Annotated in this window: 21 protein-coding genes; 9 read left to right on the top strand and 12 right to left on the bottom strand. The window is 69.9% G+C overall.

Going from position 1 to position 20,347, the window contains the following annotated elements; genetic code table 11:
- Positions 1-2: 2 nt before the first annotated feature.
- From F4560_RS00870 to F4560_RS45910, 9 genes are all read right to left on the bottom strand, one after another.
- Positions 3-803, bottom strand: a complete 801-nt coding sequence (locus tag F4560_RS00870) for a class I SAM-dependent methyltransferase (RefSeq protein WP_184914844.1) — start codon at positions 801-803, stop codon at positions 3-5.
- A complete protein-coding gene (locus tag F4560_RS00875) occupies positions 800-1,981 on the bottom strand; it encodes an MFS transporter (protein WP_184914847.1) in 1,182 nt (393 codons plus the stop codon). Before F4560_RS00875 ends, F4560_RS00870 begins: the two co-directional genes overlap by 4 nt.
- Positions 1,978-3,024, bottom strand: a complete 1,047-nt coding sequence (locus tag F4560_RS00880) for a dipeptide epimerase (RefSeq protein ID WP_312867994.1) — start codon at positions 3,022-3,024, stop codon at positions 1,978-1,980. Before F4560_RS00880 ends, F4560_RS00875 begins: the two co-directional genes overlap by 4 nt.
- Complete coding sequence (locus F4560_RS00885; RefSeq protein ID WP_312867996.1) at positions 3,021-4,082, bottom strand: PLP-dependent cysteine synthase family protein; 1,062 nt, start codon at positions 4,080-4,082, stop codon at positions 3,021-3,023. The genes F4560_RS00880 and F4560_RS00885 overlap by 4 nt, the downstream gene beginning before the upstream one ends.
- Before the next feature lie 2 nt (positions 4,083-4,084).
- On the bottom strand, positions 4,085-4,915 hold the full coding sequence (locus F4560_RS00890; RefSeq protein WP_184914852.1) for a Rossmann-like domain-containing protein: 831 nt from the start codon (positions 4,913-4,915) through the stop codon (positions 4,085-4,087).
- Entirely contained in the window at positions 4,912-6,159 is a 1,248-nt protein-coding gene (locus F4560_RS00895) for an ATP-grasp domain-containing protein (RefSeq protein WP_184914854.1), read from the bottom strand. Before F4560_RS00895 ends, F4560_RS00890 begins: the two co-directional genes overlap by 4 nt.
- 156 nt (positions 6,160-6,315) lie before the next feature.
- Positions 6,316-7,476, bottom strand: coding sequence for an NPCBM/NEW2 domain-containing protein (locus F4560_RS43925; RefSeq protein WP_312867999.1), 1,161 nt, complete (start codon positions 7,474-7,476; stop codon positions 6,316-6,318).
- A gap of 3 nt (positions 7,477-7,479) precedes the next feature.
- The gene (locus F4560_RS43930) at positions 7,480-8,268 is read right to left on the bottom strand and encodes a glycoside hydrolase family 27 protein (protein ID WP_246477698.1); all 789 of its coding nucleotides are present in this window, start codon (positions 8,266-8,268) and stop codon (positions 7,480-7,482) included.
- A 153-nt stretch (positions 8,269-8,421) separates the two neighbouring features.
- Positions 8,422-8,952: a CGNR zinc finger domain-containing protein gene (locus tag F4560_RS45910; protein WP_184914857.1), complete on the bottom strand. Its 531-nt coding sequence runs from the start codon at positions 8,950-8,952 to the stop codon at positions 8,422-8,424.
- 48 nt (positions 8,953-9,000) lie between these two features.
- Between F4560_RS45910 and F4560_RS00910 the strand changes: the two genes are divergently transcribed.
- The 6 genes from F4560_RS00910 (at position 9,001) to F4560_RS00935 (ending at position 14,673) form a co-directional block, all read left to right on the top strand.
- Positions 9,001-9,936 carry an EamA family transporter gene (locus tag F4560_RS00910; RefSeq protein ID WP_221483282.1) on the top strand — a complete coding sequence of 312 codons (936 nt, stop codon included), beginning with the start codon at positions 9,001-9,003 and terminating at the stop codon, positions 9,934-9,936.
- 176 nt (positions 9,937-10,112) lie between these two features.
- Complete coding sequence (locus F4560_RS00915) at positions 10,113-11,339, top strand: amino acid ABC transporter substrate-binding protein (RefSeq protein WP_184914863.1); 1,227 nt, start codon at positions 10,113-10,115, stop codon at positions 11,337-11,339.
- A gap of 6 nt (positions 11,340-11,345) precedes the next feature.
- Positions 11,346-12,224 carry a branched-chain amino acid ABC transporter permease gene (locus F4560_RS00920; RefSeq protein WP_312868002.1) on the top strand — a complete coding sequence of 293 codons (879 nt, stop codon included), beginning with the start codon at positions 11,346-11,348 and terminating at the stop codon, positions 12,222-12,224.
- The gene (locus F4560_RS00925) at positions 12,208-13,230 is read left to right on the top strand and encodes a branched-chain amino acid ABC transporter permease (protein ID WP_221483283.1); all 1,023 of its coding nucleotides are present in this window, start codon (positions 12,208-12,210) and stop codon (positions 13,228-13,230) included. The genes F4560_RS00920 and F4560_RS00925 overlap by 17 nt, the downstream gene beginning before the upstream one ends.
- Positions 13,227-13,958 (top strand): ABC transporter ATP-binding protein, encoded by a 732-nt coding sequence (locus tag F4560_RS00930; protein WP_184914865.1) that lies wholly within the window; start codon positions 13,227-13,229, stop codon positions 13,956-13,958. Before F4560_RS00925 ends, F4560_RS00930 begins: the two co-directional genes overlap by 4 nt.
- Positions 13,918-14,673: an ABC transporter ATP-binding protein gene (locus F4560_RS00935; protein WP_312868005.1), complete on the top strand. Its 756-nt coding sequence runs from the start codon at positions 13,918-13,920 to the stop codon at positions 14,671-14,673. The genes F4560_RS00930 and F4560_RS00935 overlap by 41 nt, the downstream gene beginning before the upstream one ends.
- Before the next feature lie 209 nt (positions 14,674-14,882).
- Here F4560_RS00935 and F4560_RS00940 read toward each other — a convergent pair whose 3' ends face one another.
- On the bottom strand, positions 14,883-15,266 hold the full coding sequence (locus tag F4560_RS00940) for an Hsp15 family ribosome-associated heat shock protein (protein ID WP_184914868.1): 384 nt from the start codon (positions 15,264-15,266) through the stop codon (positions 14,883-14,885).
- 177 nt (positions 15,267-15,443) lie between these two features.
- On the opposite strand from F4560_RS00940, the gene F4560_RS00945 reads away from it, so the two are divergent.
- The gene (locus tag F4560_RS00945; protein ID WP_221483284.1) at positions 15,444-16,769 is read left to right on the top strand and encodes a hypothetical protein; all 1,326 of its coding nucleotides are present in this window, start codon (positions 15,444-15,446) and stop codon (positions 16,767-16,769) included.
- Positions 16,770-16,831: 62 nt separating this feature from the next.
- Here F4560_RS00945 and F4560_RS00950 read toward each other — a convergent pair whose 3' ends face one another.
- Positions 16,832-18,025 (bottom strand): serine hydrolase domain-containing protein, encoded by a 1,194-nt coding sequence (locus F4560_RS00950; RefSeq protein WP_184914871.1) that lies wholly within the window; start codon positions 18,023-18,025, stop codon positions 16,832-16,834.
- Positions 18,026-18,160: 135 nt separating this feature from the next.
- Between F4560_RS00950 and F4560_RS00955 the strand changes: the two genes are divergently transcribed.
- Both F4560_RS00955 and F4560_RS00960 read left to right on the top strand, forming a co-directional pair.
- Positions 18,161-19,273, top strand: coding sequence for a sensor histidine kinase (locus F4560_RS00955; protein WP_312868008.1), 1,113 nt, complete (start codon positions 18,161-18,163; stop codon positions 19,271-19,273).
- Entirely contained in the window at positions 19,270-19,971 is a 702-nt protein-coding gene (locus F4560_RS00960; protein ID WP_184914874.1) for a response regulator, read from the top strand. The genes F4560_RS00955 and F4560_RS00960 overlap by 4 nt, the downstream gene beginning before the upstream one ends.
- 10 nt (positions 19,972-19,981) lie before the next feature.
- On the opposite strand, the gene F4560_RS00965 is transcribed toward F4560_RS00960, so the two are convergent.
- The gene (locus F4560_RS00965; RefSeq protein WP_184914877.1) at positions 19,982-20,311 is read right to left on the bottom strand and encodes a DUF8129 domain-containing protein; all 330 of its coding nucleotides are present in this window, start codon (positions 20,309-20,311) and stop codon (positions 19,982-19,984) included.
- Positions 20,312-20,347: the final 36 nt, after the last annotated feature.

Raw genomic sequence — 20,347 nt, forward strand, 5'->3', positions numbered from 1 at the left:
CGTCAGGGGCGGAGGCGCGCGACGAGGTGCAGCCGGTCTCCGGACAGGTCCTCGCTCAACTCGGCGTCGGCGGTCCACGGCTCGTCGGTGCGCGGCCCCGGCGAGTCGAACAGGGCGATCACGTCGAATCCGGCCTGGTCCAGCACGTGCCGGAGTTCCTGCGGGAACAGCAGCCGCCACGCCGAGCGCTGCACGAGCGGCTGGGCGCCCGGCCACCACCACTCGCGCCGACGGCGCAGCAACTGGGCGGCGTGGTCGATCCAGAGCCGGGTGTGGGAGGTGTACGAGACGCCCTCCCAGACGACGGTGCGGCTGCGGGTGCCGTCGAGCAGCTCGGTGTTGCCGAGGAAGAACGCGCCGTTGCGCATCTCCGCGACCAGCAGCCCGCCGGGGGAGAGGTGGTCGCGGCAGCGGCGCAGGAAGCCGTCCAGGTCGGCGTTCGTGTGGCAGTACAGCAGCGCGCTGTCCAGGCACGTGATCACATCAAAGCGTTGACCGAGCGAGAACGTCCGCATGTCGCCGAGCACGAACGTGACCGCCGGGTGGTGCTCCCGTGCGTACTCGACCATCCGCTCCGAGCTGTCCAGCCCGACCACGTGGTAGCCCAGACCGGCCAGGTGACCGGCGTCCCGGCCGGTGCCGCAGCCGACGTCCAGCAGGTCACCGGACCGGCCGCCGAACCTGGTCACGACGTCGTGCGTGAACCGGGCGGCGACGTGGTCGGGATCGGGGAACTGGTGCTCGTAGAGCGCGGGGTTGTCGGTCAGCAGGTTCTCGCCGGCCGGGTTGTCGTACAGCGTCATCGGGCCACCTCTCGCTTGACGGTCAGCACGCCGCGTCGGTGCAGCCAGGCCACCGCCACCGCGCAGCCGACCCCGACCGCCACGCACAGCAGGGACGCCAGCCAGCCCGACCAACCGAACACCCAGCCGATGGCCGCGTTGCCCACAGCCGCCGCGACACCCGAGACCAGGTAGAACACGCCGAAGTACGTGCCCGCCAAACCGGTCCGCCCGAACTCCGGGATCAGGTCGTAGACGAACGGCTGCGCGATCATCACGCCGACCGACAGCAGCAGCGCCGCGACCAGCACGGGCGTGATGCCGCCGAGCGGACCGACGTGACCGACCGCCGTCGAGACGAACCCCGCCCCCATCACCGCGAGCCCCAACGCGATCGCCCGGCCGCGCGCCACCCGCTTCAACCACCTCGTGATGCGCACCTGGAACAGCAGAGTGGCCACAGTGGACACCAGGAACACGGCAGCGACGGCGAGCGCGGAGTCCGTCAGCCGCTGTGCCTCCAGTGGCAGCACCAGGTAGAGCTGGTTCTGGAGGACGAACATGCCGGTCAGCGCACCGGTGAACGCCAGGAACCGGCGGTCGGCCAGGCACTCTCGCCAGTCGTCCAGCACGGTGCCCTGACGCGGCGCGGCCGGACGGGCGGGCAGCACGGCTGCCTGCACGACCGTCAGCACGGCGAAGATCCCGGACGCCACCAGCGCCGCGATCCTGAAGTCCCACAGCATCAGCAGGCTGCCCAGCAGCGGACCGGTCAGCGCACCGGCCTGCCCGTAGAGGTTGAACAGCGCGAACGCCCCGGCCCGGTCCTCCGACTCCTCGGCGATGTAGGCGCGTACTGCGGGGTTGAACAACGCACCGGCCAGTCCACTGAGGACGGACGCGGTCAGCAGCACCGCCACCGACCCGCCCGCCGCGAACAGCCCGAACCCGATCGCCCGGACCGCGCAGCCCGCGATGATGACGCGACGCGGCCCGAGCCGGTCGGACGCCGAGCCGCCGAGCAGGAACAGCCCCTGCTGGCTCAACGTCCGCACGCCGAGCACCAGACCGATCGTCGCCACCGACAGGCCGAGGTCGCCGAGGTGCGTGGCCAGGTAGGGGATGAGCAGGTAGAAGCCGGTGTTCACGCCGAACTGGTTGACCAGCAGCACGCGCACCGACAGCGGGAAACGCTTCATCGCCGCTCAGCCCTGGTGGGCACGTCGCCGAGACCGGGCACGTCGCCGAGACCGGGCACGACGCCGAGACCGGGCACACCGGACAGCCGCAGCGTGCCGTCATCACCGCCGATACCGGTCCACGGGTCGTCCGCGAGCAGGAGGTGGCCGTCCAGGTCGACCCAGCGGGCGTGGCCGGTCAGGTGCACGGCGGGCGCGATGCCGAGCGAACTCGCCACCAGGCAGCCCAGCATCACGTCCAGGCCGGACGCGCGGGCGATGTCGATGATCTCGCGGGCGGCGGTGATCCCGCCGCACTTGGCCAGCTTGACGTTCACCCCGTCGACCAGGCCCGCCAGCGCCCGCACGTCGGCGGCGGTGGCCGCGTCCTCGTCCGCGATCAACGGCACCGGGCACCGTTCACGCAGCCACGCCAGATCATCCCACTGACCTGGTGCGATCGGCTGTTCCAGCGCGTCGACGCCGGTGAGCTGGTCGACCACCCGCACGGCCTGCTCGGCGGTCCACCCGCCGTTGGGGTCGAGGATGAGCCGGACGTCCGGCGCGGCGGCCCTGACCGCGTTGACCGTGGCCACGTCGTGCTCCGAGCCGACCTTGACCTTCAGCACCGTGAACCCGCGTGAGGCCAGGTAGGCGGCCTGAGACGCGGCGTGCGCGGGGTCGCCGATGCCGATCGTGTAAGCCGTCGGCACGTCCGTCCACTGTGGAACGCCGACGAGCTGGTGCACCGGAATCCCTTGCCGCAACGCCTTCAGGTCGTGCAGCGCGGTGTCCACGGCGGCCAGCACACCGGGTGGCAGCTCCGGCAACGCCAACTCGGCTGGATCTGCGCATGCGGCCATCACGGGCACCAAGTCCCGCAGAAGACCCGTGATCCGTTCGACGTCCAGCCCGTAGTACTGGCTCGTCACCACCTCGCCGTGCCCGCGCACCCCATCGCACTCGATCACCACGCGCACCGCGTCACGCCGGGCCATCACCGACCGCGAGATGCGCAGCGGCGACCGCAACTCCAGCCCGTACACCGTCCAGTCGAGCTTCACGCCGGCACCCCGACTGCCTTGGGCGCGTACACCGACCGGCACCTGGCCCAGCTGGTGACCTCGATCTCGGCCGTGTCGGCGATCTCGACCGGTCGGTCCTCCGGCGTCCCCAGCAGACCCCGTGACCGGCAGAAATCGTCGTCGAAGATGGTGCCGAGGTAGCGGTGCGGACCGTCCGGGAAGATCGTCACCACGGTCGCGCCGGGCTCGACGCGCGCCACCCACGCCGACACGAGGGCCACTGCCCCGGTGCTCCAGCCGCCGGTGACGAAGCAGTCCCGCGCCAACCGGCGGCAGGCGTCGACCACCTCCACCGGACCCAGCCAGTGCACCTCGTCGAACTCCTCGTAGGCGACGTTGCGCGGATGGATGCTGCTGCCGAGCCCACGCATCACCCGTGACCGGGCGGGCTGGCCGAAGATGGTCGAGCCGACCGTGTCCACGCCGATCAGCCGCACGTCCGGCCAGTAGCGGCGGAGAGCGGTGACGACGCCGGCGCTGTGCCCACCGGTGCCCACGCTGCACACCAGCACGTCGGCGCGCTCCACCTGCGCGGCCAACTCCTTGGCCAGACCCGTGTACCCGGCGGGGTTGTCCGGGTTGTTGTACTGATCCGGCCAGTACGCGCCCGGCAACCCGCGCAGCACCGACCGGAGCCGGTCCAGCCTGGCCTGCTGCCAGCCGCCGGTCGGGTGCGGCCGGTCCACGATCTCCAGCCGTGCGCCGTGGGCGTGCAGCAGCGCGCGCATCGACGGTTCCAACTCGTGGTCGACCACCAGCACGATCGGGTGCCCCAACGCCTGACCGGCGAACGCCAATCCGAGGCCGAGGGTGCCGCTGGTCGACTCCACGACGACCGCGCCGGGACGCAGTTCGCCGCGTTCACGGGCCGCCAGCAGCATCGCGACCGCCGAACGCGCCTTCATCCCGCCCGCGCTCAGGCACTCCAGCTTCGCCCAGAAACCGCCGTGGCGGTGGGGGAGCGGGGTGTCGATGCGCGCGACGGGCGTGTTGCCCAGCAAGTCGAGCAGGTAGTGGTTGCGGCGTGGAGACAGCACGGTCACCCGACCTGTTCGGCTCGGTAGTGGTGCAGGGTGGTCGGGCCGCCGTGCAGCCAGAAGAACGGATATGGCTCCGCGGACACCGCCGTGACGCCCGAGCCGAGGAACCACGGCACGATCGCGCTCGCGGTCTGGGCGAACACCACGACCGGCCGGTCGGCGGCGACTGCCTTGCGCAGCAACGGTTCGAAGCTGCCGTTGCCGACCGTCATCCCGGACGCCAGCACCAGATCGCAGTCCGCGACGGCGGCCTCGGCATCGGTCACGACCGGCTCGTCCCACTCGGTGCGACCGCCCTTGAGGTCGCACGGCACGTACCGCAGGCCACGCGCGCGCAAGTGGTGCAGCAGCGAGTTCACCACGCCCACGACCAGCACCCGTTGTCCCGGCACGGCGTCCAGCAGGTCGACCACGGCGGACGCCCGTTCCATCGACTTGGCCAGCGAGTCACCTGGTCCGACGAGTACTTGCCGTGCGGACGACGTCGAGTGCGGGTGCGCGTTCATCAGGTACGCGTCCAGCACCGCCGTGCGGATCGCGGTGTCGGGGTGGGCGAGCAGGCCCGCGACGCTCTCGCCGACGCAGTCCGTCACGTCCGCTCCCGCCCAGTCGGGCTCGACGGCGCACGATCCGACCGCTTCACCGACTCGCACGCTGATCACGGTGTTGCGGTACGCACGGCCGCGCGAGACGTGCCGGGCGCCCTGCCTCGTGGTGAACGCGACGCTCACCCGGGACTCGGCCGGGTCCGGACCGATCGCTCCCGAACGGGCCAGCTCGACGAGTTCCGTGATGCCGGTCAGGGTGCGACGGTTTGCTTGGGTCGTCATTCCGCGTACCGGACTTCCAGCGTGTTCACGACCTGTTCGGCCCGTGCCCGCGCGTCGGCGTCCGGTGAGGTGACCATGACGTGGCCGAGGTAGCTGTTGTTGCTGGTCGGCTCGCCCGCGCGGTGCCCCGCGGGCTTCAGCGCCCAGCCCACCACGTCGGGGTTCGCGGCCAGGGTGTCGACGCCGTCGATCCCGGCCAGCACCCCGGCGTGCGGCGGCAGGAGGAACGAGATGGCCGCGCTGCGCACGCCGGTCTCCCGTGCCCGCAGGTCGGGTTGGTGGCCGACGGCGAGCTGGGTGAACACGGAAGGCAGGTCGATGCCGGTGACGCGGCGGACCAACTCGGTGATCTGGTTGCCCGCCGGGCGCGGGTTGACCTCGATCAGCCGGGGGCCGTCTTCGGTCAGCTTGACCTCGGTGTGCGCCACGGCGCTGTCCAGGCCGAGCGCTTCGATCGCCGCCACGGCCGTGTCGATGGCCGCCGCTTGGTCCGTCTTGCTCAAGCGGGCCGGGAACATGTGGCCGCTCTCCACGAACCACGGGTGTCCGGCCAGGCTCTTGTCCGTCACGCCGATCACGCGCGTGATGCCGTCCACCGTGACCGTCTCCACGCTCACCTCGGGGCCGACGAGGAGTTCTTCGAGCAGCACGGTCGGCACCCGCTCCTGGCCGCGTGCGTTGACCGGGAACGCCTCCAAGGCCAGGAACGCCTCGCGCAACGCGGCCTCGTCCCGCACCTCGCGGACGTGCATCCCGGCGCACAGGTCCACCGGCTTGACCACCAGCGGGTAGCCCAGCTCGGCGGCGGCTTTCGCGGTGGCGGGCCAGTCCTGGGTGAGGCTGAACCGGGGGCCGGGCACGCCCGCGTTACGGGTGGTGGTGCGGGTGAGGTCCTTGCGGTAGGCGCGTTCCACGGCTTGCGGGTCGGGGCCGGGCAGGTTCAGGTGCGCGGCGACCGTGGCGACGGTGGCCAGGTAGTAGTCGCACGAGGAGATCACCCCGTCGAACGAGAGCACGTCGTGCATTCGCTCCACATAGGACAGAAGCGCGGGCATGTCGTTCGTCTCGGTCGTGAGCACGTTGTCGGCCGCCAGCAACGGGTGCGGGTGGGACGGTGCGGCGCGCAGGTAGTGGTGCAGGTCGCGGGTGAGGAAGGAGAACCGGTGGCCGGACTCGTGGATCGCCCGTGGCAGCAGCGAACTCATCGCGCCGACCCAGCTCTCGATCATCAACAAGTGCGCCACGCGTGCTCCTCCGAGGGGACGTCCGACCGGGCCTAGGGAATGGTAATCATTATCAGTGTCGTTAGGTTTCCGCCAATTGAGTGATCTGGCTCACGACCGCGTACGAAAAGGCGCCACCCCCTCGGCGAGGGGATGGCGCCAGTGACGTGCGGTTGGTCAGCAGGTGATGGAGGCGGACGCCCAGTCGGCGTGGTCGGAGTCGTTGCCGTTGCCGCCATCGGTGACCTGGAGGTCGAGCATCCGCACGCCGGTCAGGTCGGCGTCGATCGGCACGGCCGCCGCACCGCCCAGCAGGACTGGAGTTGTGGCGAGTTCACGACCGTCGCCCACGACCCGGAACGCCACGCTGCCGCGGCCTTCCTTTTCGTCGTCCACGCCGACCAACGCGGAGAACTTCGTGCACGCGGCGCCGAGGTAGATCCGCACGGACGAGGTGGCGTGAACGCCCAGGCCGGTGGCGTACTGGACGCCGCCGATGGTGATCGTCCGGCCGTCGGCGGCGGATTGCTCGCCGTTGCTGCGATCGCGTTCAACCGGGCCCCATCCGTTGAGTTCGGACACGAACGGGAGTCCGGAGACCCCGTTGGAGCCCTTGGGCGGCGCGGTGACCAGGGGTGGCGCGATCTCGCTCCAGCGTGCCTGTGTTCCTGCGGTGGTGCGGTAGCCGGCGGCTGCGGTGATCTTCACGGTCGCGGCGGCCATGATCGGTCGGGCCGTGACGGTCCACGTGGCGGTGAAGCTGCCGCCGGGCCGCACGGATGGCGTCTCGCGCACCGCGCTGCCGTCGAGCACCCAGCCGTCCGGCACCTGGAGCTGCACCCTGGCCGCCATCAGCGGTGACGTGCCGTCGTTGACCAGGCTGGTGGAGACCGTGAACGGGCGATCGGCTTCGACCAGCTCCGGTCCGGTGAGGGTGAAGGAGGTCAGCGGGCCGAGCTTCGCGCCGCCCGTCCACACCCGGTACGTGACCGCGCCGTGTGCCGGTACTCCGCCGCGGATCGTGCCGGCGCTCGCGTGCTCCTCTTTGCTCCACAAGTCTTTGACTCGGTACGTGCGCGCGGCGGGCAGACCGAGTTCGGCTGCGGTCGCGCCCACGGCGGCGTTGCTCGTGCCCCGGTTGAGCAGGACTACCGCGACCGAGCCGTCGGACATGCGCTTGGCCCAGACCTCCTGGTCGCCGTCGTCGCGGACCTTGCGACCCTGGGCGCCGGACCAGTCCTGGTTCACGTCCAGCAGGTCGCGGTTGAGCAGGATGCGCTTGGTCGCGTCGTCCATCGAGCGGATGTCGTTGCCCGCGATCAGCGGGGCGTTGAGCACGGCCTACAGGGAGAAGTGGGCGCGGTACTCGGCGTCCGTCATGCCTCCGTTGCCGACTTCCAGCATGTCCGGGTCGTTCCAGCCGTTCGGCCCGGCGTACTGCTCCAAGCCGACCTGCTGGTCGAGGATGCCCATCACCGACGTCCAGTTGTCGGAGATGTCGCCGGTGGTCCGCCACAGGTGTCCGCCGACTTCGCGGCCGAGGCCCTCCCAGGGCTTGTTCTGGCCCCACTCGCACAGGCTGTAGACGATGTCGCGGCCGGTTTTGCGCAGGGCTTCACCCATCGCGCGGTACCGGTCGAGGGCGGGGCGGTCCTCGTTGAAGCAGTTGTCGTACTTGAGGTAGTCGACGCCCCAGTCGGCCCACGTCCGCGCGTCGACGTCCTCGTGGTCGAGGCTGGCGGGGTAGCCCGCGCACGTGTGCGTGCCGGCGGACGAGTAGATGCCGAGCTTCAGGCCCTTGGCGTGGACGTAGTCGGCCAAAGCCTTGATACCGCCGGGGAAGCGCACCGGGTCGGCTTGAAGTCGGCCTTCGGTGTCGCGTTCGCGGGCCATCCAGCAGTCGTCGATGTTGACGTAGCGGTACCCGGCGTCGCGCATCCCGGACGACGCGATGGCGTCCGCGGTCTGCCGGATCAGGTCTTCGTTGATGTCGCAGCCGAACTTGTTCCACGAGTTCCACCCCATCGGGGGAGTGGACGCGAGGTCGGCTGGTGCGGGTTCTGCGATCGCTACCGCGGTGAGGGAAAGGGGGAGCAGAGCGGAAATGAGCAGCGCTAGGGCACGACGCATGAACACCCTCCTTGGTGCTCGGAAGCACCGGGAGGTGACCGGCGCCCTGTCGAGTGCGGCGCTGACGCTAGCCGGGGTGGAGCGGCGTTTTCAAGAGTTAATTTCTAAGTGGTAGTAACTCGGGCGCGGCGTTCGGCGGCGGTCGTCGGCGGGTCAGGCCTTGCGGGCGCGGTAGGCGGCGACGGCGATCCGGTTGCCGCACGTGGTGCTGCAATAGCGGCGCGAGCGGTTGCGGGACAGGTCCAGGACCAGTCCGTCGCAGGTGTCGTCGGCGCAGGTGGAGAGCCTGCTCAGCTCGTCCGCGCGGATCACGTCGATCATCGCCATGGCCGTGTCGACGGCGATCCGGTCGGCGAGCGGGGTGGTCGGATCGGTGGCGTGCAGGTGGTAGTCGAGGCCGTCGTGGCGCACGAGCTGGGGGACGGCTTGGTGCGCGGCGAGGATCGCGTTGACGATCTCCACGGCGGTGTCCCGGTCGCTGGTGAGGAGTCGCCGCAGGGTGGGGCGCAGCGCGCGGATCGCGTCCAGCTCGGCGATGTCGTGGGTGCGTGAGCCGGTGTAGGCGTGCTCGGCGACGAACGCGTCCACGTGTGCCGGGTCGGTCATCGTGTCCGGCTCTTCGGCGGAGTTCACGAGGGCGACCGTGGCGACGAGGGTCGCGGTGGTGTCATGGGTGAAAAGCACATTGACAGATTACCTCTTCGGTCCATAGCGTCATGTGTCATGGTGACGATGACGCATGACAGGGTGACCGGTCGGCTACGGGCCGGGGTGGGGTTCGCCATGCTTTCGGCGTCGTCGTTCGCGCTGTCCGGGCCGTTGGCCAGCGGGTTGATGGACGTGGGGTGGTCGTCGGCCGCGGCGGTGGCGGTGCGGGTGCTGCTGGCGGGTCTCGTGCTGACACCGATCGCGCTGGTCCAGTTGCGCGGTCGGTGGCAGGTGCTGCGCCGGACCGCGCCGTTGATCACGGCGTACGGGCTGCTCGCGGTCGCGGGGTGTCAGCTGGCCTTCTTCAACGCGGTGGCGCACATGGAGGTCGGGGTCGCGTTGCTGGTCGAGTACACGGCGCCGGTCGCGGTGGTCGTGTGGCTGTGGCTGCGGCATGGTCAGCGGCCGGTGCGGCTGACGGTGCTCGGGGCGTTGTTCGGGCTGGTGGGGTTGATGCTGGTGCTGGATCTGATGTCCGGCGCGCGGGCGAACGTGGTCGGCATCCTGTGGGCGTTGGGCGCGATGGTGGGCGCTGCGGCGTACTTCGTGCTGTCGGCGCGGGATGGTGACGGCTTGCCGGGGACCGTGCTGGCGGCCGGGGGTCTGCTGCTCGGCGGGGTGGCGTTGGTGCTGGCCGGTGCGGTCGGGATCGTGCCGTGGGCGGTGTCGACGGAGTCGGTGGCGTTCGACGGTGCGTTCGGCGGGTTCACCGTGGCGTGGTGGCTGCCGGTGGTGGCGCTCGGCGTGGTGACGGCGGCGGTCGCGTACGTGGCCGGTATCGCGGCGACCCGTCGGCTGGGTTCGCGGCTGGCGTCGTTCGTGGCGTTGACGGAGGTGCTGGCGGCGCTGGTGTTCGCGTGGCTGCTGCTGGGTGAGGCGCCCGGTGCGATCCAGCTCGTCGGTGGTGCGTTGATCATGGCCGGGGTGGTGGCCGTTCGGCTGGGTGAACGCGTTGGGTGAACGCCCGGTGGCACGTTCTGAGCGTTGAACTCGGGGGTCCCGAACGTAGGACACGGTGGTCCTGAACGTAGGACTCACGGGTTCTGAACGTAGGACTCGCGCGGGTGCTTGTCAGGGGTGGCGGGGGTTCCTATGCTCGGAAAGCGCTTGCCTGATCCCTCGACGACGGGTGGACCATGGATTTAGCTCAGCGGATGCGGATCGGCGCCCTCGGCGCGGTGGCGGCTTTGCTGGTCAGCGGCTGCTTCGGCGGTCGGCCGGCCGAAGGCGGGAGCGGCGGGGACGGTCCGATCCGGATCGGCGTCTCGCTACCGCTGACCGGCGACTTCTCCGAACCCGGCAAGGGCGTCCAGCGCGGTTACGAGGCCTGGGCGAAGCACGTCAACGACAACGGCGGCCTGTTGGGCCGTCAAGTCGAGCTGACCGTCCTGGACGACCAGTCCAACGCCGACCGGGTCGCCGCCGACTACGAGAAGCTCATCAACTCCGACCGCGTCGACCTCGTCTTCGGCCCCTTCTCCACCCGTCTCGTCATCCCGGCCGCGCAGGTCGCCCGTGACTACGGCTTCCTGTTCGTGGAACCGGCGGGCGCCGCGGCCGAGGTGTTCAACCAGGGCTTCGACAACCTGTTCTACGCCGCGCCGGCCGTCGCCCAGGACCACTACGACTACCTGGCCGAAGCGATCATCGCGATGCCCGAAGCCACCCGACCCCAGACGGCGGCGTACGCGGCGATGGACGACCCGTTCGCCCAGGGCACCGCCAACGGGCTCAAGGAGAAGCTGGCCAAGGCCGGCGTCCGGACCGTCGTGGACGAGGTGTACCCGCCCAACACCACCGACTTCGGCTCCATCGCCGCCAAGATCGCCGACTCACGCGCGGACATCGTGGTCGGCGGCACGCAGTACCAGGACGCGGTGAACCTCATCGTCGCGTTGCGCCAGCTGAACTACCAGCCGAAACTGGCCGCGTTCTCCACCGCGCCGACCAATCCCGAGTTCCCCGAGGCGATCGGCGCGCAGACCGAGGGCATCCTGTCCCCGACCGGCTACACGCCCAAGGCGGACTACCCGTCCAACAAGGAGTTCGTGGACTTCTACACCCGCGAGCACGGCGCCGCGCCGACCGAGGACGAGGCCAACGCCTGGACCACCGGCCAGGTCGTCGCCGCCGCAGTCAACGCCTCGGGCTGCGCCGACCCGTCCCCGGAGTGCCAGCGGAAGCTGATCGACTGGCTGCACGGCAACGAGGTGCAGACCGTCGTCGGACCGTTGAAGTGGGACTCCGCCGGCCGCCCCCAGGGCGCGCACCTGATCCAGCAGTACGTGGGCGGCGAGATCCGCATCGTGCTGCCCGCCGACGCCAAGGAAGCAGAGCTGGTCTACCCGAAGCCCGCGTGGTGAGGCCGGGTGTCCCTCGTCTTCCAGAGCCTCGTCCTGGGCGTGCTCATGGGCGGTCTCTACGCCCTGCTGGCCGCCGGTCTCACGCTCTACTTCGGCGTGATGCGGGTGGTGATGATCGCGCACTCCGCGTTCCTCGTGCTGGCCGCTTACCTGGCCTGGACTTTCACCGTCCATACCGGACTGGACCCGATGCTGTCGTTGCTCGTGACGGTGCCGCTGTTCTTCGTTCTCGGTGTGGCGGTGCAACGGCTGCTGGTCGCGCGGCTGCGTCCGGCGACGTTGACGATGATGTCCGTGCTGCTGACGTTCGCCGTGGCGCTGGTGGTGGAAGGCATGCTGGGTTTCGTCTTCAGCGGCACGCACCGGCGCATCCCGCTGTCCTACTCGGGCGCGCGGTTGGAGCTGTTCGGGGCGAGTGTGGCGCTGGTCAAGCTGATCGCGTTCGGGCTGGCCGTGGTGACGTTGGTCGGGTTGCACGTGCTGCTGAAGGTGACCCGGTTCGGCCAGGCGCTGCGGGCGACGATGCAGCACCGTGAAGCGGCACGGCTGCTCGGCGTGGACACCGACCGGGTCGCCGGGTTCGGCTTCGGGCTGGGCTTGGCAACCGCGGCCGTGGGCGGCACCGCGCTGGCGTTGGACTCCACGATCTACCCGTCGCTGCACTGGCACTGGATCGGTCCGCTGATGGCGATCATCGTGGTCGGTGGGCTGGGGAGCGTGGCGGGAGCGGCCGTCGCGGCGTTGCTGCTCGGCGTCGGCCAGAACCTGCTCCAGATCCCGCTTGGCACGACCTGGGCGCAGACGTTCTTCTACGCGGCGCTGTTCCTGACGCTGATCCTGCGTCCGCAGGGGTTCTTCGGAGGCCGCCTTGCGCAGCGGTTCTGAGACTTTCGTGAAGGCGGCCGGGTTGGTCGCGTTGGCCGGGTTGGTGGTCGCGTTCCCCAGCCTCGCCTCGGACCCGTTCGTGCTGTCGGTCGGCGTGGTGATCATCAGCTACGCGGTGCTGGCGACGGCGTGGAACTTCGTGGGCGGGTTCACCGGGTACATCTCGTTGGGGCACGCGGCGTACTCGGGTCTGGGCGGCTACGCCACCGGGCTGCTGATCCTGCGTGCGGACGTGAACCCGTGGGTCGCGTTGCTGCTCGGCGGGCTGGTGGTGGCGGTGTTCGCGGTGCCCGTCGGTATCGCCGCGCTGCGGGTGCGGGGTGCGTCGTTCGTCATCGTGTCGATCGCGTTGGTGCTGGTCCTGCTGCTGGTGTTCCAGAGCTGGGAGTCGGTGACCGGTGGTTCGGACGGGCTTCGGGTGCCGCGTCCGTTCGACGCCGACGTGCTGCGGCCCGAGCAGCACCAGCGGTTCTTCCACCTGCACGCCGTGCTGCTCGCGGTGATGCTGCTGTGCTGGTGGGTGATTGACCGGTCGCGGTTCGGCATGGGGCTCAAGGCGATCCGGGAGGACGAGGACAAGGCTCGTTCGCTCGGTGTGCCGACGGTCCGGTACAAGCTGGCGGCGTTTGTGGTGTCGGCGTTCTTCACGGCTTTGGGCGGTGGCCTGTACGCGTTGTGGTTCGGGTTCTTGGATCCGATCTTCCAGTTCTCGATCCTGGTCGGCTCCAACATGGTGTTGATGAGCCTGCTCGGCGGGGTGCGCAGTCTGTTCGGGCCGCTGGTCGGCGCGGTCGTCGTCGGGTATGCCACGGAGTTCTTCAAAGCCCAGTACGGCGATACGCAGATGCACTTGGTGGCGATGGGTGTGCTGCTCGCGGTGGTGGTGTTGTTCTTGCCGGACGGGATCATCCCAGCTGTCCGAGGGCTCTTCGTTCGCCTTCGGCCTGGTCAGGCGTCCATCCGTGAGGTCACGCAGGAGGAACTGGCCGAGGAGGTGCGCCGGTGAAGGGGTTGCGTGTCGCGGGTCTGACGAAGTCGTTCGGCGGCGTGCGGGCGGTGGACGACGCGTCGGTGACGTTCCAGCACGGCCGGATCAACGCCCTGATCGGGCCGAACGGGTCGGGCAAGACGACGTTCTTCAACTGCGTCACCGGGATGGTGAAACCGGACGCGGGGATCGTTACCTACCACGACCGTGACATCACCGGACGGGGTGCGCACAAGATCGCGCACGAGGGTATCGGGCGCAGTTTCCAGCTGTGCCGGGTGTTTCCTCGGTTGACCGCCGTGGAGAACCTGCTGGCTGCGGTGCGTCCCGGCTCGATTGTGCGTGCTCTGGCACCGGCTCGTCTGAAGTCCGATGTGGACCGGGCGCTGGAACTGCTGACCCGTGTCGGCATCGAGCACCTGGCCGACGTGGAGGCGCGTGACCTGTCGTACGGCCAGCAGAAGTTGCTGGAGTTGGCGGGGGTGTTGATGGCCGACCCGGAGACGATCCTGCTGGACGAGCCCGCCGGCGGGGTGAACCCGGCGTTGATCGAGCGCATCGGGGTGTTGGTGCGGGAGTTGAACGCGGAAGGCCGGACGTTCCTGATCGTGGAGCACAACATGGACGTGGTGATGAGCTTGTCCGATCACGTGGTGGTGTTCGACCGGGGACGTCCGATCGCCGAGGGGCCACCGGACGTGGTGCGTGCCGATCCTCTTGTGCTGGCGGCTTACCTTGGCGGCTGACCTGCTGGAACTCGTCGACGTCGAGGCCGGGTACGGGCGTGCGGCGTTGGTGCTGCGTGGGCTGACGGTGCGCGTGCCGCCCGCGTCGGTGGTGTGCCTGGTCGGGCCGAACGGCGCGGGGAAGTCCACGGTGCTGAAGGTGGCCAGCGGGTTGCTCGCGCCGCGTGCCGGGCGGATCGTGCTGGACGGGCGTGACGTGACCGGTCGTGGGCCGCAATCGCTGTTGGGCGCCGGGTTGTCGCACGTGCTGCAAGGGCACAGCGTGTTCCCCGAGATGACGGTGGGGGAGAACGTCCTGCTCGGCGCGTACACCGTTCGGGACAAGGCTCGGGTGGCCGAACGGGTGGACTTCGTCCGGACGCTGTTCCCGGTCGTGGGCTCGCGTTGGGACGCGCTTGCGGGGGCGTTGTCGGGCGGGCAGCAGAAGCAGGTCGAGTTCGCCCGTTCGTTGATGGTCAGCCCGCGCGTGGTGCTGCTCGACGAGCCGTCCATGGGCCTGGACCCGAAGGCCACCGCGACCGTGTTCGAGCAGATCACGCGCATGCGTGACGCGGGCACGGCCGTGCTCCTGGTCGAGCAGAACGCCCGCCGTGCTCTCGAAATCGCCGACCAAGGCTGCGTCCTGGACCTGGGCCGCGTCCACATAGCCGGCCCCGCCCAGGCTCTCCTAACCAACCCCCGCCTCGGCGACCTATACCTAGGCCGCCGCCCGTGAGTCCTACGTTCAGACCCCGTGAGTCGTACCTTCAGGACCACCGTGTCCTACGTTCAGGACCCCCGAATTCAACGCTCAGAACAGTTGATCTTGTACTGAGCGTTGAATTCGGGGGTTCCGAACGTAGGACTCACGCGTTCCGAACGTAGGACTCACGGGTCCTGGGGGTTCGACACGCGGGGTCTGGGGGTTCGACTCGCGTGGGTGGGTCAGGGTTGGGTGGTGCGGAACTTGTCCAGAACTCGGCGTTCGCGCTTGGTGGGGCGGCCGGCGCCGCGTTCACGGCGGGCGACCTCGGCGGGCGCCTCGGTGGGTTTGGGCGGCGGCGGGGTGCGGTCGATCAGGCACGCTGCCGCGTCGGCGGCGCCCACGCGTTTCTGGATCACCCGCACGACCTCCACGATCCGGGTCGTGCCACCCACTCGCGCACGCACCTCGTCACCCGGCACCACGGTCGTGGCGGGCTTCGCCGGACGGTCGTTGACGCGCACGTGTCCACCCCGACAGGCCGCGGCGGCGTCGGATCGGGTCTTGGTCAGTCGGACCGCCCACAACCAGCGATCCACACGGGTGGACTCCACGTCGTACATCATGGCCTGTCCACGCCCGAACCGGGCAAGTCGACCCCGAGCCCTCACTGCCGTTGCGAACGGTTACCGTTCGTGGCACGTTGTAGTGAGTTCGACCTGGAAGACCGGCGGCCCGCACGCCCGCTGCACATCCGGACCACTGCGCTCCCCGCCGGCCACGACCGGCGAGGAGGAGTGCGCATGACTCGACACCGCCTGGTGTCCGTCCCGTTGGCAGTCCTGTCCCTGGTGGTTCCGGCTTTGGTCGCCCTACCGATACCGGCAGCCGCGGACGCTCTGTCGCTGTCCAACTTCCAGCTTCGCCCGAACGCCTACGGCACCGCGCTGCGCGACCGAGCCGACGCCCTACCCCTGGTGAAGGCCACCGTCACCGACGTCATGAACGACCTGAACCGCCAAGATGACGACGACCCGGCAGGCCTGGGCGAAGCGTGCGAGCCGGCCTCCGTGGCCGGTGGCAGCACGGTGGCGATCGCCCAGAGCGTTTGCTTCAACGACGGCGACAACGCGACTTCCGAGTGGTACCCGCAGGGCGTCACCACGGTCGCCGACATGCAGGCCGACCAGCAGTGGGGCGACGGCCACCAGCCCGTCCTGGTCAGCTGGTACGACCACGACAACAACGCCGACGGCATGGTCAAGGGCGTCCGGATCAGCTTCATGAACCGCGAGACCGGCGCCTACCGGCACGTCCTGCTGGTCTACCCGCGCGAGGTCTCCGGGATCATCGACTACGACTCGATCCGGGTGTCCCAGGACCCCACCAGCGGCGACTACACCACGGCACTGCACGCCGGCGGCATCGTCTGGTACGGCAACTACCTGTTCGTCGCCGACACCGCCCGGGGCTTCCGCGTGTTCGACGTCCGTCGGATCTTCGACCTCGGCGCCTCGGAGAACGGGACGACCGATGGCCCCCACCTGGTCGGGTACCACCAGGGCACCTACTACGGCTACGGCTACCGGTACGTCATGCCGCAGATCGGTTCCTGGACCCGGACCGCCGACACGGGCGCCAAGTGCACCGAGTCGGACCAGTCGCCGAACTTCTCGCACACCTCCCTCGACCGCAGCGGCACGGACCACCTGCTGGCGGGCGAGTACTGCGCCGGGGGCGAGGCGACGAACGGCCGTGTCGCGGCCTGGCCGATCGCGGGCGCGTTCAGCGGCGGTGAACTGGTCATGGACCCGAACTACCGGTGGAACGCCGACGCCGCGTACCGGCTCCCCGTCAGCAACGTCCAGGGCGCGACCCGGTTCGACGGCAGGTGGTACCTGAGCCAGAGCAACGGCGTCGACAACGCCGGCACGCTCTACACCACCGCGAGGCCCGCTTCGACGACCGGCACGCTCCAGGTGGCCGGCAGCCAGTCGCTGAGCATCGGCCCGGAAGACCTCTCGCACTGGCCGAACGGCACCGCCACCAGCCCGACGCGGGGCACGTTCTGGACGGTGGGGGAGCACCCCGGCAAGCGGATGGTCTACTCGGTCATCCCGGCCACTTGATCATCCCGGCCACCTGATGCCGCCCCGGCGGGCACACGTGACGTCGTGCCCGCCGGACGAGGTCAGTTCGTGCGGCAGAGCGCGTGGTCGATCAGGTCGACCGTGACGTCCCTGTCCGGCTTGGGCACGCCCGGCTTCGCCACCATGGAATCGGTGTTGATCGACACCATCACGCTGCGCGTGCCGTCCGACGTGACGCCGTTGCGGGTCATGAAGCCGGGGATGTCGCCGCCGTGCGACCAGTGGCCACCGCACGAGTTCGGGATCCACATGATCCCCAGGCCGTACCGGGCGCCCTGCCACGCCGGGTCCAGAGCGGGCGTGCGCAGGGTGTTCGTCATCTCGGCGAGCTGAACGGGCCGCAGCACCTTCCCGCCGAGCAGCGCCTTGAGGAACTTGTTGCCGTCGTCGGTGGTGCTGATCATGTCACCGGCCGCGCCGCCGAACGACGGGTTGTACGTGGTCACGTCGATCGGCTCGCCCAACCGCGGGTCGTTCGGGTCGGCCTCCAGACCGTCCTCCCGGAACCGCTCGTAGGCCACGGCGTGCGGCCTGGGCAGGAACGGGGACGTGCCCGGCAGGTACGTGTCGCGCAGGCCGAGCGGTTCGACGATTCGGGTGCGCACCTCGTGCTGCCAGGTGTGCCCGGTGACGCGTTCGACGATCATGCCCGCGAGGATGTAACCGGTGTTGGAGTACGCCCAGTCGGCGCCGGGCGCGAACGTCGGCGCCTGCTGCATCGCCAGTTCGACCAACCGCTCCGGCGTCACGGTCCGGAACCGGGTCCGCTGGAACTCCTTCTCCACGAACAGTTCCGGCATGCTGCCCACGTAGTTGGGAACGCCGCTCGTGTGCTGCAACAGCTGCCGCACGGTGATCTTCGTGCCGTCGTTGCCATTCCCGCCGACGACGCCGGGCAGCCAGCGGTCGACCGTGTCCTCAAGGGACAGTCGACCTTCGCCGACGAGCTGGAGCACGGTTGCCGCCACGAACGTCTTGGTGTAGCTGCCGATGCGGAACTTCGCCCGCCACGGCACGGGAGTCCGCGTTTCGACGTTGCCGTGACCACTCCGGACCCGCACGTCACCGCGTGGTGTGTCGACCTCTACCAGCACGCCCGGTGCGCCTTGGTCGAGCAGCGCGTCCGCGTGCCGCTGGAGGGCGCTTTGGCGGTGGTCGGCGCTGGCCGTGCCCGCCGTGCCCGCCGTGGCGATGCCCAGCACCGCGATCATCACTGCCGCACAAAGTCGTTTCATGTCACCGAACGCTAGGCACACGAGGTCCCCGCGTCGTCGCCCCACGACGGCATCTTCGCCTACCCCCGTGGGGGTAACAGGTGGTCCACCCACAGGGTGGCGACGGACGCCCCGCCCCGCCACTACCGTGGACTGGTGCTGGCGAAACTCAACGCGATCCGGCTGGACGTGCTGCTCGCGGCGGTGCTGACCTGGTTGACCCTGGCCACCACGGTGAGCCACACCGGCGGTCACATCGGCTGGGTGGCGTACGTGCTGGCGGCGCTCACCGTCGCGCCCATCGCGCTGCGCCAGGTCGCGCCCGTGGCGACGATGACCGTCATGATGGGCGCGCTGGCGGCGTACAGCCTGCTGGAGTTCGACGGCCTGCCCAGCTCCGGGGTGGGTGCGTTGGTGGGCATGTTCACCGTGGCGACGTTGCGTTCCCGGCTGGTGGCCGCGCTCGTCTTCCTGGCGGCGGCGTCCGTCGTGGTGGTCGCCTATCTGCGGCTTCCCGGGACGATCGCGTGGTCGGAGGTCGTGCAGTCGATCGTCGTCGTGATCGGGGCGTGGGTGTTGGGCGAGGGCACGAAGCGGTGGGCGGAACGCGCCGAACGGCTGGCCGAGGACGCGGCGCGGGCGGTCGCGGACGAACGGGTGCGCATCGCGCGCGAGCTGCACGACATCGTCGCGCACCACATGTCGGTGATCTCGCTCCAGGCGGGTTTGGCGCAGTACGTGCTGGACACGGACCTGCCGACCGCGCGCAAGGCGATCACGACGGTCGGGGACACGAGCCGTGAGGCGTTGACGGAGATGCGCCGCCTGCTGGACGTGCTGCGCGTGGACCAGGACGACGACTACCGTCCGCAACCGGGTCTGGCGGCGCTCGACGACCTGGTGGAGCGGGCGCGCAGCGCGGGGCTGCCGGTGGACGTGGTGGTCACCGGGGACGTCCGCGAGCTCCAGCCGGGACCGGACCTGTGCGCGTACCGGGTGGCGCAGGAGTCGCTGACGAACGTGCTCAAGCACGCCGGGCCGGCCAAGGCCAGGATCGATGTCGACTACGGCGAGCAGACGCTCGTGCTCAAGGTGACCGACGACGGCGTGGTGGAGAAGGGGGCCGCGTCCACCCACCCGTCGCACGGCATCCGTGGGATGCGGGAACGCGCCGAGCTGTACGGGGGAGTGCTCACCGCCGGCCTGCTGCCGGAAGGCGGGTTCGGCGTGGTCCTCCGCCTGCCGATGGCCGAGGTGGCGGCCCGATGACGATCCGCGTGCTCGTGGCCGACGACCAGGCGCTGATCCGCGCCGGCCTGGTCGCCCTGTTCACCGCCGCGCCCGGGTTCGAGGTCGTGGGCGAGGCCGCCGACGGCGAGCAGGCCGTGACCCTGACCGCCGAGAACGCGCCCGACGTGATCCTGATGGACATCCGGATGCCTGTGCTGGACGGCATCGGCGCCACCCGCCGGATCATGGCCCAACACCGTGACGACCCTCCGCGCGTGGTCATGCTGACGACGTTCGACCTGCCGGAATACGTCTACACCGCGTTGGGTGAGGGCGCCTCGGGCTTCCTGGTCAAGGACACCCCGCCGGAACGCATCATCTCGGCGGTCCGCACCATCGCCGCCGGTGACATCCTGATCGCGCCGCACATCACCCACCGGCTGATCGAGACCTACGCCCAACACCATCGGGCAACGGCCGTGGGCGCACCACAACTGGCCGCCCTGACCACGCGGGAGACCGAGGTGCTGCGCCTGGTGGGCAACGGGCTGACCAACGGGCAGATCGCCCAACGCCTCGTGCTCAGCGAGGCCACGGTGAAGACGCACGTCAAGCACATGATGGGCAAGCTGGCCCTGTCCAGCCGTGCGCAGGCCGTCGTGGTGGCCTACGAAACCGGCCTCATCGTCCCGACCTCGATCGTCCCGACTTCGCCGAACGCCGAACGGTCCAGGTGACCGGGGGAGGTCAGGGGCGGCCTCGGGACGGCGTCTGGCTGGGCACACCATGCCGCAGCGGTGTGCTGGGGTCGGGGGACTGGGCGGGTGACACGGGCGAGTCGTGCGCTGTGGAGGTGGCGCCGGGGGCGTTGCGCTGGTCGCCGCCGGACGGTTCGGCGCCATCGTCCAGCTCGGCCTGGCGGGCGGTCAGCACTTGGATGACGGGTGCGCGGTCACCGTGTTGCCGCTCGTGGTCGAGCACCTGGTCCAGCTGGTCACGGGTGAGCGACCGGACGCGGTGTCGCAGGTCGCCCAGGGACAGTTGGTCGTAGTCCGGGATCGGGAGTTCGTCGCTCATGTCCGGCGGCTACCCGGCCGACCGATGGGCAAACAG

The organism is Saccharothrix ecbatanensis (assembly GCF_014205015.1).
GTDB classification, from domain to species: Bacteria; Actinomycetota; Actinomycetes; order Mycobacteriales; family Pseudonocardiaceae; genus Actinosynnema; species Actinosynnema ecbatanense.